Origin of the sequence: Halopseudomonas sp. (genome assembly GCF_036960865.1) — a bacterium.
Classification (GTDB): Bacteria; Pseudomonadota; Gammaproteobacteria; order Pseudomonadales; family Pseudomonadaceae; genus Halopseudomonas.
On sequence record NZ_JBALWE010000004.1, the window covers coordinates 51,963 to 66,287 of the forward strand.

The window sequence follows — 14,325 nt, forward strand, 5'->3', positions numbered from 1 at the left end:
TCTGGGACAGGGACACTAATTACGATTGAATGATAAGCATAATTTAAATCGCCTGTATAGCATGACAACCATAATTAAATGCGCTTACCCCCGTCCGCCCTGGTCAGGTAGGGCAGAAAGAGTTCACCCATGTCCTCGGCCAGTGCCTCGATGTGCGCCGGGTCGGTGTCGCGTTGGGCAAAACTGCGCAGCCCGATGACCTGCCCCTGCAGCAGGCGCGCCAGCCGCGCGCAGTCCACCTCCGCACGCAGCTCGCCTTGTGCCTGCGCGCGCTTCAGCTGCTCGGTCAGAATGCGCTCCATCTGGTTCAGCACCTCATTCGCCTGCTGCTGCAGTGCCGGCTCTTCCTCGTTCACTTCCAGCAGGGTCTTGATCACCATGCAGGCCCGTGGCGGCGTGCCCGCGCGTACCAGGCAGGGTCCGGCGAGGCTGCGCAGGTAGCGCTTGAAGCCCGCCGCCAGATCCGCTTCGGCGGTAAGGCACTGCGCCAGTTCGTCCGCCATCTGCCGCGCGTAGCGGTTCAATGTTTCGCTGAACAGCTCACGCTTGCTGCCAAAGGTCGCGTATAGGCTGCCGGGGCGCATATCCAGCGCCTGCTCTAGGTGTTTCATCGAGGTGGCGTGGTAGCCGCGCTGCCAGAACAGGTTGACGGCTTTATCCAGCGCAATGTTGCGGTCATGGCGGGCAGGTCTGGGCATGGTTGACTCCTGGCGGACGCGGCGGTGTTTGAACAAGCGCTCAATAATAACTTGAATGATCACTCAACTATAACTATCGTGCAAACTTGAACGATCACTCAAATACACCCAAAACCCTTGGAGATACCCGATGACAGAGTTCACCCTGCACTACAAAACCTCGGCCCCGGACGCATCCAAACCCCTGCTGGAAAAGTCAGAGAAAGGTTTTGGCCGCATCCCCGGCCTGCATGCAGTCATGGCCGAAGCCCCGGGCCTGCTGGAGGGCTATCAGATACTGCACGGCCTGTTCCAGAACAGCAGCTTCAACGCCGCCGAGCTGACCGTGGTATGGCAGACGATCAACGTCGAACACGCCTGCCATTACTGCGTACCGGCCCACACCGGCATCGCCAGGATGATGAAAGTGCCGGACGAGATCACCGAGGCGCTGCGCAACGAAACCCCGCTGCCCGACAGCAAGCTGGAAGCCCTGCGCACCTTCACTCTGGCCATGGTGCGTAAGCGTGGTGAAGTGGATAAGGCCGATCTGGAGGCCTTCTACGCCGCCGGCTACACCCAGCGCCAGGTACTCGAGGTCATCCTCGGTGTGGCACAGAAGGTGATGAGCAATTACACCAACCACGTGGCGCAGACCCCGGTGGATGAGATTTTTCGCCAGTACGAGTGGCATCCGGCCAAGTAAGCCTATAGCGCGCCTCAGGCCGGGAAGCTGATACGCACCAGCAAGCCGCCGGCCGCGCCCTGATGCAGGCTGATATCAGCACGGTGGGCGCGGCAGATCTCGCCGACAATCGACAGTCCCAGCCCGGTCCCTTCCGGGCTTTGGTGGTAAAACCGCTCGAACACGCGGTGGCGCTCCTCTGGTGGTATGCCCGGGCCGTTGTCTTCCACTTCCAGTTGCCGGTCAGCCCCCAGACGCAGAATGATCTGCCCACCCTGCGGCGTATGCTGCAAGGCGTTGTCGATCAGGTTGCCGAGCAACTCCTGCAGCAACGTCGGCTCACCCCAGACCGCGAACTCCTGCTCTACCTCCAGCGCCAGGGCCACCGCATGACCATGCGCCAACGGCGCCATGGCCAGTGCCAGCTCCTGCACCAGCGGCGCCATGGGTACCAGTTCGGCACTGCCCTCGGCTACCGCGCGGGCACCCCGTTCAATCCGCGCCATCGACAGCAAACGGTTGGCCAGCTGGATGGTGCGGTCGGTGCTGTGCTCTGCCTCGTGCAGAGCCTGGCGCCAATCCGCTGCCCGCTCGCTGCGCAGCCCCAGCTCGATACGCGCCTTGAGCGCCGCCAACGGGGTGCGCAGCTCGTGCGACGCCTCGGCAATAAAATCGCGCTGGCGTTCAAAGTTCTCGCGCAGGCGGCCGGTAAAGTGATTGATCGCATCCACCAGCGGCCGCACCTCGCGCTGCAAACCCTCGGTCTGAATGGGCCGCAGATCATCACTGCGCCGCTCGGCCACCTCCAGGCGCAGCCGTTGCAGCGGGCGCAGAGCCGCGGTGACCGCCAGCCAGGCCAGCAAGAGCGCGCTGGCGGCCAGTACGCTCAGATTGATCAATGACTGGCGCAGCAGGTTGCGCGCCATGCGTTCGCGCGCTTCCAGGGTTTCGGCTACCCGAATCTCGGCCATGCCCTGGTTGCTGGCGCCGCTGATGGGTTGCAGCAGGCTGACCAGCCGCACGCCAGTATTGCGGTATTCGGCGTTGTAGAACCGCGCCAGCGCCGGGTAGTCGTCGGTCAGGGCGATACTGTCGTCGGCGGCCGGCAGGTCTTCATAGCCGGACACGGAGCGCCCCTGCAGATCCAGCACCTGATAGTAGAGTCTCCCGGTGATGTCGTAGGCGAAGTTGTCCAGCGCGATGTAGGGCACCTCGACCGAGAGCTCGCCATCTTCATCGTACAGCCGCTCGGCAATCGCCCGCGCCGAGGACAACAAGGAGCGGTCATAAGCGGTATCGGCGGCGCGGCGTGCATTCCAGTAGGCGGCAGTACTGGCCAGAATCAACAGTAGCGAGAGCACCAGCGCCAGGCGCGATAACAGGCGGCCGCGCAGGCTGCCGGCCAGTTTCACGCCTCGGCCTCCAGCAGGTACCCCAACCCGCGAAAGGTGACGATGCGCACGCCGCTGCCATCCAGCTTGCGGCGCAGGCGCGAGATGTAGATCTCAATCGCTTCAACGCTGGCGTCCTGATCCAGACCAAATACCTTGCCGGCGAGTTGCTCCTTGCTCATCAGCCGACCGGGACGGGCGATCAGGTTTTCCAGCACCGCGTGCTCGCGCGAGGGCAGAGCCAGCGGCTCGCCGCCGAGGCTGAAACGCCGGTCGTTCAGGTCGTAGACCAGCGCACCGCACTGCTGCTGCCGCTCACCGCCCATCAGGCTGCGCCGCAGCAGGGCGTTGACCCGCGCTTCCAGCTCGCTCAGTTCGAAGGGCTTGGCCAGATAATCGTCGGCGCCCAGGTTCAGCCCGCGCACCCGGTCAGCTACCTCGCCGCGGGCGGTCAGCATCAGCACGGCCAGGGTCTGGCCGCGTTCACGCAATTTGCGCAGCACCTCAAAACCGTCCAGGCGCGGCAGCCCCACATCCAGAATCGCCAGCGCGTAATCCTCGCTACGCAGGGCCAGATCAGCGGCTACGCCGTCATGCAGACTGTCCACGGTCCAACCCCCGTGCTTGAGCACGCGGGCCAGGCTTTCAGCCAGTTCGGGGTCGTCTTCTACCAGCAGAATTCGCACTGCCATTCTCTCTTGCTAGGCTCCTGATTGGCTGAGTGTACACCGCCTCACTACCGCCGACAGCGCGACATTACTGGCCTTGCGCATGAAAGGTTGCTGAAAGGTTGGCGCATTAGCATCGCCCGACGGTCACCCACCGACAGCACCAACACAAAAAAAACAATGGAGTATCCGCATGACGACAGCACTCGCACACCGCCGGCTATTGCCTGGCGCTCTGATCAGCTCCGCTGGCCTGTTGCTCGCCCCGTTCGCCCTGGCTGACGGCTTTGTCGACGACAGCAGCGCCAAACTCAGCACCAGCAACATCTACTTCAACCGCGACTTCCGTGAAGGCACTGGCCAATCCAAGCGCGAAGAGTGGGCGCAGGGCTTCATTCTCGATTTGCAGTCCGGCTATACCGAAGGCGCCGTGGGTTTTGGCCTGGATGCCAAAGCCATGTTGGGCGTCAAGCTGGATTCCAGCCCGGACCGCACCGGCACCGGCCTGCTGCCGACCCATGATGATGGTCGCGCCGCCGATGAATACAGCAAGCTGGGCCTGACCGCCAAGGCGCGCTACTCCGAATCCGAACTGCAGATCGGCACCCTGACGCCGAAGATTCCCGTGCTGCAGCCCAACACCAGCCGGATTCTGCCGCAGACCTTTCAGGGTGGCCGGCTGGGCATCAACGAATTCGACAAACTCGATATTGACCTGGGGCGCCTGAGCAAGACTACCGAGCGCGATTCCACCAATGCCGAGGACATGGCCCTGAACAACCGCAACCGCCGTTTTGGCGGTTCGTTCAGCGCCGACAATTTCAATTGGGCCGGTCTGAATTACCAGTTCACCCCCGGCCTGGCGGCTACCTATTATCTGGCACAACTGGATGATATTTACCGCCAACACTTTATTGGCCTGAACCACAGCACCGCGCTGGGCGCCGGTGAGTTGAGCAGCGAAGTACGCGTAGCGATCTCCGACGATCAGGGCAGCGCACGCGCCGGCAGCATCGACAACCAGGCTTGGCAAGGCCGACTGGGGTACGCCCAAAGCGGCCACGAGTTCAATCTCTCGCTGCAACAGATGCGCGGCGACAACGCCTTCCCCTACATCGACGGCAGCAACCCCTACCTGCTCAACTTCGTGCAGATCAACGATTTTGCCGAAGCCGAAGAGCGCTCATGGCAGTTGCGCTACGACTATGACTTCGCCGCCCTGGGCATCCCCGGCCTGAGCTTCATGAGCCGCTATATCAACGGTGACGACGCCAAACCGGTCGCTGGCGGCAGTGGCTCGGAATGGGAACGCAACACCGAGCTGCAGTACGTGTTCCAGGATGGCGCACTGAAAAACCTCGGCCTGCGCTGGCGCAACGCGAGCTACCGCTCGGACTTTGCCCGCGACGCCGATGAGAACCGCCTGATCGTCAGCTACGCCTTCCCGATCTGGTAAGCCAACGCGACGCAATCACCTAGAATAAAAGCTATGAGGACTTCCGCGATGAAATCAGCTATTCAATCTGCCCTGCTCGCCGCCCTGTGTTTCGGTATGGCCGGCTACACCCTGGCCGACGAACCCAAGCGCCCCGAGTGCATTGCCCCGGCCTCGCCCGGCGGCGGTTTCGACCTGACCTGCAAACTGGCGCAGAGCGCCCTGCTGGACGGCAAACACCTGAGCCGCCCAATGCGCGTGACCTACATGCCCGGCGGCATCGGTGCCGTGGCCTACAACGCCGTGGTTGCGCAGCGCGCTGACGAGCCCGGCACCATCACCGCCTTCTCCACGGGCTCGCTGCTGAACCTGGCACAGGGCAAGTTTGGCCGTTTTGATGAGAGCGCGGTGAAATGGCTGGCCGCCGTGGGCACCAGTTACGGCGCCATCGCCGTACGCGCCGACTCCGAGTTCAAGACGCTGGACGATCTGGTCGCCGCGCTGAAGAAAGATCCGGCCAAGGTCGTCATCGGCTCCGGCGGTACCGTCGGCAGCCAGGACTGGATGCAAACCGCACTGGTCGCCCGCGCTGCCGGCATCGACCCGCGCGCCCTGCGTTACGTGGCGATGGAAGGTGGCGGCGAGCTGGCCACCGCGTTGCTGGGCGGTCACATTCAAGTAGCCAGCACGGATATCTCCGACTCCATCCCGCACGTTGAGAGCGGCGGCATCCGTATTCTTGCGATCCTCGCCGATGAGCGCCTGCCGGGCGACCTGGTCGAAGACATTCCCACTGCCAAAGAGCAGGGTTATGACGTCAGCTGGCCGGTAGTACGCGGTTTTTATATGGGCCCGGACGTCAGCGATGAAGACTTTGCCTGGTGGAAGAACAGCTTTGACGAGCTGCTCGCCTCCGACGATTTCGCCACCCTGCGTAGCCAGCGCGAACTCTTCCCCTTCGCCATGACCGGCGACGAACTGGATACCTACGTCAAACAGCAAGTCAGCCAATACAAGGCGCTCGCCTCCGAGTTCGGCCTGGTTCAGCAACCCTAACCGCCATTCAGTAACAGCTCGCCAACGCGCGGCCATCCGGCCCGCGTTGCGCCTGCGAGGACACCACCATGCTTTATCAACGTCTGTTTGCGGCGGGCCTGCTGCTGGCTTGCCTGTGCCTCGGCACCATTGCCTGGGGCTTCCATGCACCCTTCTCCTACGAACCCGTAGGGCCGCGTGCCTACCCGCTGATGCTGCTGATTCTGCTTGCCCTCGGCGCGCTGGTACTGCTGATCAAGCCGGCACTGGAAAGCAGCCCGAGCGACGAGCCGGCACTGACCAAGCCCATGCTGATCAAGGTCGCGGTGTGCCTAGCGCTGCTGCTGGCGCTGGCCTCGCTGTTCGAGATCCTGGGCTTTGTGCCCAGTGCCATTCTCTTCGCGCTGGGCATGGCCCGTCTGTTCGGCGGTCGCTGGCTGCCCAGCGTGGTACTCGCCGTGGTACTCGGCGTGGGCCTGTACTTCCTCTTTGACCGCATTCTGGACGTGCCGCTGCCGCTTGGCGTGCTGTCCGATCTGGAGATCTGATCATGGATACCTTGCACTATCTCGGACAGGGCTTCGACGTCGCGCTGAGCCCCAACAATCTGGTCACTGCACTGGCCGGCACCACCATTGGCACCATCGTTGGCCTGCTGCCGGGGCTGGGCCCGATCAACGGCGTGGCGCTGCTGATTCCGGTCGCCTTCGCCCTCGGCCTGCCGCCAGAAACCGCGCTGATCCTGCTCGCCTCGGTCTATCTGGGCTGCGAATACGGTGGGCGTATTTCCTCGATTCTGCTGAACATTCCCGGTGAAGCCTCGGCGGTAATGACCACCCTGGACGGCTACCCGCTGGCACGTCAGGGCAAGGCCGGGATCGCCTTGTCCATCTCGGCCTGGAGCTCCTTTGTCGGCGGCATGATCGCCACCCTGGGGGTGATCATCTTTGCACCGCTGCTGGCGCAGTGGGCGGTTTCTTTCGGGCCGGCCGAATACTTCATGCTGATGGTCTTTGCGATTGTCTGTCTGGCCGGCATGGCCGGCGACAAGCCGGTGAAAACCGCCGTTGCGGTGCTGATCGGTCTGATGCTCTCGTGCGTCGGCATTGATGCCAACAGCGGCGTCTACCGCTTTACCTTCGGCAGCCTGGGCCTGTCTGACGGCATCCAGTTTGTCGTACTGGTACTGGGCCTGTTCAGCATCAGCGAGATTCTCATGCTGCTCGAACGCACCCACCACGGCCAGACCGCGCTGAAGGCCAGCGGCCGCATGCTGTTCAATCTCAAGGAGGGCGGCTCGGTACTGGCCACCAACCTGCGCAGCGGCGTCATGGGCTTTATCTTCGGCGTGCTGCCGGGTGCCGGCGCCACTCTGGCCAGTGCCGTGAGCTACATGTCAGAGAAAAAACTGGCTGGCGACAGCGGACGTTTTGGCGAAGGTGACCTGCGCGGGCTGGCCGCACCGGAAACCGCCAACAGCGCCTCGGCCTGTGGCTCGATGATCCCGATGCTGACACTGGGCATTCCCGGCTCCGGCACCACGGCGGTGATGCTCGGCGCGCTGACGCTGTACAACATCACCCCCGGCCCGCTGCTGTTCCAGAATCAGCCCGATATCGTCTGGGGCCTGATAGCCTCGCTGTTCATCGCCAACATCATCCTGATCGTGATGAACGTGCCGATGATCAAGGTGTTCACCCGCATTCTGTCCGTACCCAACTGGACGCTGGTGCCGGCCATCGCCATCATCACGTCGATCGGTGTGTACGCGGTGCACGCAACCACCTTCGACCTGTTCCTGATGATTGCCATCGGCGTCTTCGGCTATCTGCTGCGCAAGCTGGACTTTCCGCTCTCGGCGCTGCTGCTGGGTTTCATCCTCGGCGACATGATGGAAAGCAACCTGCGCCGCGCGCTGTCGATCTCCAATGGCGATCTGGGCATTCTGTTCTCCAGCCCGATTGCCATCGGCCTGTGGGTACTGGTCGCTCTGATGGTCGCGCTGCCGTTCTGGCGGCGTTATCGCGCCAAGCGCAACCTGGCGCTGGCCAATGCCTGAGGCGGGTAGCCAGCCCCGCTGGCTGCTGTTTGCCAGCGCTCCGCTCGGCGGCGCGCTCGGCGGTTTTCTCGCCAGCCTGATGGGCTGGCCGCTGCCCTGGATGACCGGCTCACTGCTGGCAGTCATCCTGCTGCGCTGTAGCGGCGTGCTGTGCAACCCGCCTGCCGGCTCACGGCAGACCGGGCAATTGATCGTCGCCAGCGCCATCGGCCTGCACTTCACCACGCCCGTCTTTGAGCAGGTACTCAGCCATCTGGGGCTGATCCTGCTGGGCGCCTGCGGCACCTTTGCGCTCAGTCTGATCGGCATTCGCATCCTGTCCCGAGCGGGCGTCGATCAGGCTACCGCGTATTTTGCCAGCATGCCCGGCGGCGCCAGTGAAATGGCCGTCATCGGCGCGCGCCACCAGGCGAATATTGCCAATGTGGTCGCCGCCCACAGCCTGCGCTTGCTGATGGTAGTGCTGCTGATTCCGGCGCTCTTTACCTGGGCCCTGCCGCCCGTCACGGCACCGGCCGCACTGCCGACCAACCTTGGGATACTCGCCTGGCTACTGCCGCTGGGCGGCCTGCTGGCGTTGCTGCTGCGCCGTCTGCGCCAGCCCAACCCGTGGATGCTGGGCCCGCTGATCGTCTGCGCGGCAGGTGGCGTACTGCTGGATATCAACATCGCGTTGCCGCCCGGCGCGAGCGCTGCCGGCCAGTGGCTGATCGGCAGCGCGCTCGGTTGTCATTTTGATCGTGCCTTCTTCCGCAAGGCGCCGGCCTTCCTGCTGCGGGTTTTTGCCTTCACCCTGCTGGCCATGCTGGTGGCCGCTGGCGCCGCGACGGCGCTCAGCCAGTTCGGCCAGGTCGATCGCATCAGCCTGATGCTGGGCATGATGCCTGGCGGTATCACCGAGTTGTGCCTGACCGCAGAGGCGCTGCACCTGTCGGTGGCTCTGGTTACTGCCTTGCAGGTGCTGCGGTTATTCCTGGTGATGTTTCTGGCGGAGCCGTTGTTTGTGCTGTGGCAGCGTATCAGCTGCAAAGAAAGCCTATAAGGCAGACAAAAACCGGCAATGCTATTTACTCAATAGACCGATCAGTCTATAAATAGCAGCATGAACACCCAAGATACCCGCAGCAGACTGATCAATACCATGCAAAGGTCGTTGCAACGCAACGGCCTGCACGGCACCGGTCTAACCCAACTGCTCAGCCTGGCCAAGGCACCCAAGGGCAGCCTCTATCACCATTTTCCTGGCGGCAAGGAAGAGCTGGCGCTGGCCGCCATCGCGCAAACCGCCGATCAGCTGGAGCGCTTTTTCAAGCGTCTGTTCAGCGAACACACCGACCCGCTCGATGCGGTCGCGCACTGGATCGAAAGCGCCCTGCGGCGCATGGAAGCCAGCCAGTTCAGCCTCGGCTGCCCGCTGGCTTCGGCCGCGCTGGACAGCAGCCCGGACGACCTTGATCTGCGCCTGGCAATCAACCGCGCCTTCAACCGGGTGCAACAGCAGTTCGCCGCGCATATCAGCGCCGCTGGCTACCCAACCGATTACAGCCAGGATTTGGCCGCCTTGCTGTTTTCCAGCTACGAAGGCGGGCTGATCATGGCCCGTGTGGCAGGCGACACCCTGCCGCTGGAGCGCGCTTTCCGCGCGTTATTGGCGCAGGTTCGACTGCAACAGAAGGTCTTTCAGCATGAGCGATAAACCCAGCGCCCCGCAGCCACTGACGCTGACCGCCGCCGATGGCTATGTGCTCAGCGCCACCCTCTACCCGGCCAGCCAGCCCATCGGCCAACTGCTGGTCGGCAGCGCCACCGGCGTCCCGCAGGGCTTCTACCGGCGTTTTGCCGAGTACGCCGCCAGCCGCGGTTACACCACCCTGACGCTGGATTACCGTGGCATCGGCGCCTCGGCGCCGGCCAGCCTGCGCGGCTTCGACATGGACTATCTGGACTGGGCAGAGCAGGACCTGGCCGCCGCTGTGGAGTACCTGAGCCGCAGCGAGCTGCCGCTGTACATGGTCGGCCACTCCTTTGGCGGGCATGCCTTTGGGCTGCTGCCCAACCACCAGGCCATCCACGGCTTATATACCTTTGGCACCGGCGCCGGCTGGCACGGCTGGATGCCACGCAGCGAGCAAATGCGTGTATTGCTGATGTGGCGCGTGATCGGCCCGGTGATAGTGCGCAGCAAGGGCTATCTGGCCTGGCGCAAACTGGGCATGGGCGAAGACCTACCCAAGGGCGTGTACCAGAAGTGGAAACACTGGTGCCGCTATCCGCGCTACTTCTTTGAAGACCCGCAGATGCCAGGGCTGGAAGCGCGCTTTGCCGAGATCACCACCCCGCTGACCGCCGTCAGCTCCACCGACGATCTCTGGGCCTCGCCGGCATCACGCGATGCCTTCATGTCGGCCTATCGCAGCGCCGATTACCGCCCCGTGACGCTCGACCCGGCCAGCCGCAACCTCAAGCCGCTGGGCCACATGGGTTACTTCCGCCCGCACGCCCAGCCGCTCTGGGCCGATGCGCTGGACTGGTTCGATCAACTCAGCCAAGCGGCCCGCGCCGCCTGACACCACCTGAAAATCCATAAGGATACCGCCATGAACCTGAAAGACATGACCGGCCTGCAGATCATGCAGGCCGCTGCCGCCGGCAAGCTGCCGCTGGCGCCGATTTCCAAGACCATTCCCATGCAGATCAAACAGGCCGAAGAAGGCCGCGTGGTATTTGAAGCCACCGCCAACGAAACCCATACCAATCCACTGGGCGGCGTGCACGGCGGCTTTGCTGCCACGGTGATGGATTCGGTTACCGGCTGTTCGGCGCATACCACGCTGGAGGCAGGGCAGAGCTATGGCACCATCGAACTGAACGTGAAAATGTGCAAGCCGGTGCCCTTCAACAAAACCCTGATCGCCGAAGGCAAGGTGATCAACAAGACCCGCCGGCTGGTGATCTCCGAAGGCTACCTGCGCGACGAGACCGGCTCGCTGTATGCCTATGCGACAGCGACCAATATGATCCTCAGCTGAGCGGGCTGCAGCCAGCAAAAAGGGCGCTCGGTGAGCGCCCTTTTTTATTTCAGCCAGGTGGCCGAAAACTCAGTGGCCCGGCATCACCTTAAGCAGGGTCAGCAGCTCACGGGCTGCCTTTTCCGAGGAACCCGGATTCTGACCGGTGACCAGCAGGCCATCGACCAGCACATACTCACCCCAGTCTTCGCCTTTGCTGTACACGCCGCCCTTTTCCTTCAAGGCGTCTTCCAGCAGGAACGGCACCACGTCGCTGAGGCCAACGCCGTCTTCCTCGGAGTTGGAAAAACCGGTAACGCGCTTGGCACCAACCAGGTATTCACCGTCCTTGCCCTTGGCGTTTACCAGGGCTGCGGGTGCGTGACAGACCGCACCGATCGGCTTGTCGGCCTTAGCGAAGGCTTCCAGCAGCGCCAGCGAGTCGGCATCACTGTGCAGATCCCACATGGGGCCGTGGCCGCCGGGATAGAACACCGCATCAAAGTCACTGGCCGAGACGCTGCCGAGCTTTTTGGTATCGGCCAGTTGCGCCTTGGCGGCGGTATCGGCATCAAAACGCTTGGTTGCCTCGGTCTGCGCATCCGGCTCGGCGCTCTTCGGGTCCAGCGGTGGCTGACCGCCCTTGGGCGAGGCCAGGGTGATCTCGGCACCGGCGTCCTTGAGCACGTAATAGGGGGCGGCAAACTCTTCCAGCCAGAAGCCGGTCTTGTTGCCGGTATCGCCAAGCTTGTCGTGCGAGGTGAGAACCATGAGAATCTTCATATTGTCCCTCTCTAACTAACAGTAGTGGCCGCTGCGGCGCACGAAAGGTGCCGAACAGCATGAATACACCCTAAATCCGGCAGCCAACGGAGCAAATCGTTCCCTTCGCCGTCGTCCGCCAACAGGAACAGCGCATGCATAAGCCAACATTGAACTGCGACATGGGCGAAAGCTTCGGCGCCTGGACCATGGGCATGGACGAGGCCGTCATGCCACACGTGGATTGCGCCAACATCGCCTGCGGCTTTCATGCCTCCGACCCCGGCATCATGCGCCGCACCGTCGCACTGGCGGTGCAGCACGGGGTACGCATCGGCGCACATCCGTCCTACCCCGACCTGGCCGGTTTCGGTCGCCGCTCGATGGCCTGCTCCGCGCAGGAAGTGGAAGATCTGCTGCTGTATCAGCTGGGCGCCTTGCAGGCCATGTGCCGCGCTGAGGGCACCGCCCTGAGCTACGTCAAACCGCACGGCGCTCTCTACAACGACATGATGCGTCAGCCTGAACTGCTGCGCGCGGTGATGCGCGCGCTCAAGGCTTTCGATGCAAAGCTGCCGCTGATGCTGCTGGCCCGGCGCGACAATCGCCAGGCCGAGGCGCTGGCAGCAGAGCAGGGCATCAGCCTCTGGTTCGAAGCCTTTGCCGACCGCGGTTATGACGCCGAAGGCTATCTGTTGCCGCGCAGCCAGCCCGGTGCCGTGCATCACGATGCCGAACGCATCCTTGCCCAGGCGCTGGGCTTTGCCCGGGGTGAGCCGCTTACCGCCAGCGATGGCAGCGCCTTGCAGTTGCGGGCAGACAGCCTCTGCGTGCACGGCGACAACGCCGACTCGGTTGCCGTGGTGGCGCGCATCCGCGCGGCGCTGGACGCACTGTGAAACTGCGGATTGAAAGCGTCGCACTCGACAGCCTGATGTTGCGCCTGTTTGACGCCATCGACGAGGCCAACATGCCCTGGCTGATGGCTGCCGCCGAGCGCCTGCACGGCCGCTTTGGCGCGCAGCTGATTGATCTGGTGCCGTCCTACACCACCTTGCTGCTGCACTACGATTGCCGTCAGTTGAGTGAGGCCCAGGCCTGCGCTTGGGTGCGCGAGGCACTGGCTGATCTGCAGCCGCAGCCAATGGCCGCCCAGGGGCAGCGGCATGAACTGCCGGTGTGGTACCACCCCAGCGTGGGGCCGGACCTCTCCCGCCTGGCGCAGCGCGCCGGTTGCAGCACAGAACAGGTCATTACACGGCATTGCAGCCGTGACTATCCCGTATTTACCCTCGGCTTTGCCCCCGGCTTCGGCTACATGGGGCTGGTCGATCTGAGCATCGCCGCCCCGCGCCTGGCCACCCCGCGCCAGCGCGTGCCGCAGGGCAGCGTGGGCATTGCCGAGCGGCAAACGGCGGTCTATCCATTGCCCTCACCCGGCGGCTGGAATCTGCTTGGCCGCTGCCCGCTGGCGCTGTTTGATCGCGAGCGTGAGGGTTACAGCCTGCTGAAACCCGGCGACCGCGTGCGCTTTGTGGCCATTGATCGGGCCGAGTTTGTGCGCCTGGGTGGCGATCCCAGCCCTATGGAAGCTGACACATGAGCCGCCTGCGCGTGGAGCAGACCCTGGGCTTTGCCCAGCTGCAGGACGGCGGCCGCTTTGGCGTGCGGCATCTGGGCGTCACCCAGGGCGGCGCACTGGACTGGGTAGCGCAGTACTGGGCCAACTGGCTGCTCGGCAACCCGCTGGCCGCTGGCGTCATCGAGATCCCGCTCGGCGGCCTGACCCTCAGGGCCGAAGCTGATGGCTGGCTGGCGCTGGCCGGAGCCGACCTGGGAGCCACCCTGGATCAGCAGCCGCTCGCCCCCTGGCAGGCCTTTGCCATTCGCCGTGATCAGGAGTTGCGCTTTGCTAGCCCACAAAGCGGAGTACGTGGCTATCTGGCAGCGCCCGGTGGCTTTCAGGCACCTGCGGTGCTGGGTGCGGTCGCGACCGTGATGCGCGAAAGTCTGGGTGGGCTGCAGGGTGACGGTTCAGCACTGAAGGAGGGTGACCAACTGAGCTATGACACCAGATCAGTCAGCCCGCGCCAGATGCCGGCAGCAGCTATTCCCGATTACAGCGCCAAGGTGAGATTGCAGCTACTGCTCGGCGCACAAAGCAGCCAGTTCAGTGGCGCCAGCCTGTTTGCCCTGTTCAATCAACAGTGGACCCTGGATCAACGCGCCGACCGCATGGGTATGCGCCTGACCGGCCCCGCGCTGCGCTACCAGGGCGCGCCGCTGATCTCCGAAGGCATCCCGCTGGGCGCCGTACAGGTGCCACCGGACGGGCAGCCAATAGTGCTGCTGAACGACCGCCAGACCATCGGCGGCTACCCGCGCCTCGGTGCGCTTACGCCTGGCTCACTGGCCCGGCTGGCGCAATGTGCGCCAGGGCAGGCGTTACGAATGCAACCGGTAACCCAGCCGCAGGCGCGACAGGCGCACCTGGCGCTGCTGGCAAATTGGGAAAGCTGAGCCTTCATAGCTCACACAGGTTTATCCCTGGGAAGGTCGAGCTCCCACTCGACCCTAGGCATCAGCCACACCCCACGCAGGCCGG

At 63.7% G+C, this 14,325-nt stretch carries 16 protein-coding genes; 12 read left to right on the plus strand and 4 right to left on the minus strand.

Translation table 11 applies throughout. The annotated features are described in order from the left end of the window. Positions 1–74: 74 nt before the first annotated feature. Positions 75–698 (minus strand): TetR/AcrR family transcriptional regulator, encoded by a 624-nt coding sequence (locus tag V7747_RS06635; RefSeq protein WP_335615269.1) that lies wholly within the window; start codon positions 696–698, stop codon positions 75–77. 130 nt (positions 699–828) lie between these two features. On the opposite strand from V7747_RS06635, the gene V7747_RS06640 reads away from it, so the two are divergent. Continuing rightward, a complete protein-coding gene (locus V7747_RS06640; protein WP_335615270.1) occupies positions 829–1,383 on the plus strand; it encodes a carboxymuconolactone decarboxylase family protein in 555 nt (184 codons plus the stop codon). A gap of 14 nt (positions 1,384–1,397) precedes the next feature. On the opposite strand, the gene V7747_RS06645 is transcribed toward V7747_RS06640, so the two are convergent. Next, the gene (locus tag V7747_RS06645; protein WP_335615271.1) at positions 1,398–2,774 is read right to left on the minus strand and encodes a sensor histidine kinase; all 1,377 of its coding nucleotides are present in this window, start codon (positions 2,772–2,774) and stop codon (positions 1,398–1,400) included. Continuing rightward, entirely contained in the window at positions 2,771–3,439 is a 669-nt protein-coding gene (locus tag V7747_RS06650) for a response regulator (RefSeq protein WP_335615533.1), read from the minus strand. The genes V7747_RS06645 and V7747_RS06650 overlap by 4 nt, the downstream gene beginning before the upstream one ends. Before the next feature lie 175 nt (positions 3,440–3,614). On the opposite strand from V7747_RS06650, the gene V7747_RS06655 reads away from it, so the two are divergent. The 8 genes from V7747_RS06655 to V7747_RS06690 all read left to right on the plus strand — a co-directional run bounded on the left by V7747_RS06655 (position 3,615) and on the right by V7747_RS06690 (position 10,979). After that, on the plus strand, positions 3,615–4,877 hold the full coding sequence (locus V7747_RS06655; RefSeq protein WP_335615272.1) for an OprD family porin: 1,263 nt from the start codon (positions 3,615–3,617) through the stop codon (positions 4,875–4,877). Between the two features lie 48 nt (positions 4,878–4,925). Then, the gene (locus V7747_RS06660) at positions 4,926–5,912 is read left to right on the plus strand and encodes a Bug family tripartite tricarboxylate transporter substrate binding protein (protein WP_335615273.1); all 987 of its coding nucleotides are present in this window, start codon (positions 4,926–4,928) and stop codon (positions 5,910–5,912) included. A gap of 68 nt (positions 5,913–5,980) precedes the next feature. Then, positions 5,981–6,439: a tripartite tricarboxylate transporter TctB family protein gene (locus tag V7747_RS06665; RefSeq protein ID WP_335615274.1), complete on the plus strand. Its 459-nt coding sequence runs from the start codon at positions 5,981–5,983 to the stop codon at positions 6,437–6,439. A gap of 2 nt (positions 6,440–6,441) precedes the next feature. Next, positions 6,442–7,950 (plus strand): tripartite tricarboxylate transporter permease, encoded by a 1,509-nt coding sequence (locus tag V7747_RS06670; RefSeq protein WP_335615275.1) that lies wholly within the window; start codon positions 6,442–6,444, stop codon positions 7,948–7,950. Next, on the plus strand, positions 7,943–8,992 hold the full coding sequence (locus V7747_RS06675; RefSeq protein ID WP_335615276.1) for an AbrB family transcriptional regulator: 1,050 nt from the start codon (positions 7,943–7,945) through the stop codon (positions 8,990–8,992). The genes V7747_RS06670 and V7747_RS06675 overlap by 8 nt, the downstream gene beginning before the upstream one ends. A gap of 60 nt (positions 8,993–9,052) precedes the next feature. Further along, positions 9,053–9,646: a TetR/AcrR family transcriptional regulator gene (locus tag V7747_RS06680; protein ID WP_335615277.1), complete on the plus strand. Its 594-nt coding sequence runs from the start codon at positions 9,053–9,055 to the stop codon at positions 9,644–9,646. Next, positions 9,636–10,517, plus strand: coding sequence for an alpha/beta hydrolase family protein (locus V7747_RS06685; RefSeq protein ID WP_335615278.1), 882 nt, complete (start codon positions 9,636–9,638; stop codon positions 10,515–10,517). The genes V7747_RS06680 and V7747_RS06685 overlap by 11 nt, the downstream gene beginning before the upstream one ends. A 30-nt stretch (positions 10,518–10,547) precedes the next feature. Beyond that, positions 10,548–10,979 (plus strand): PaaI family thioesterase, encoded by a 432-nt coding sequence (locus V7747_RS06690; RefSeq protein ID WP_335615279.1) that lies wholly within the window; start codon positions 10,548–10,550, stop codon positions 10,977–10,979. 69 nt (positions 10,980–11,048) lie between these two features. Here the strand turns inward: V7747_RS06690 and V7747_RS06695 are convergent, their stop codons facing one another. Beyond that, complete coding sequence (locus V7747_RS06695; protein ID WP_335615280.1) at positions 11,049–11,741, minus strand: type 1 glutamine amidotransferase domain-containing protein; 693 nt, start codon at positions 11,739–11,741, stop codon at positions 11,049–11,051. A 134-nt stretch (positions 11,742–11,875) separates the two neighbouring features. Here V7747_RS06695 and V7747_RS06700 point away from each other — a divergent pair, with 134 nt between their 5' ends. Genes V7747_RS06700 through V7747_RS06710 form a run of 3 tightly spaced genes read left to right on the plus strand, consistent with a single transcriptional unit; the run spans position 11,876 to position 14,240 of the window. Continuing rightward, positions 11,876–12,619: a 5-oxoprolinase subunit PxpA gene (locus V7747_RS06700; RefSeq protein WP_335615281.1), complete on the plus strand. Its 744-nt coding sequence runs from the start codon at positions 11,876–11,878 to the stop codon at positions 12,617–12,619. Next, complete coding sequence (gene pxpB / locus V7747_RS06705) at positions 12,616–13,323, plus strand: 5-oxoprolinase subunit PxpB (protein ID WP_335615282.1); 708 nt, start codon at positions 12,616–12,618, stop codon at positions 13,321–13,323. The genes V7747_RS06700 and pxpB overlap by 4 nt, the downstream gene beginning before the upstream one ends. Beyond that, positions 13,320–14,240, plus strand: coding sequence for a biotin-dependent carboxyltransferase family protein (locus V7747_RS06710; protein ID WP_335615283.1), 921 nt, complete (start codon positions 13,320–13,322; stop codon positions 14,238–14,240). Before pxpB ends, V7747_RS06710 begins: the two co-directional genes overlap by 4 nt. The last annotated feature ends 85 nt before the right edge of the window (positions 14,241–14,325 follow it).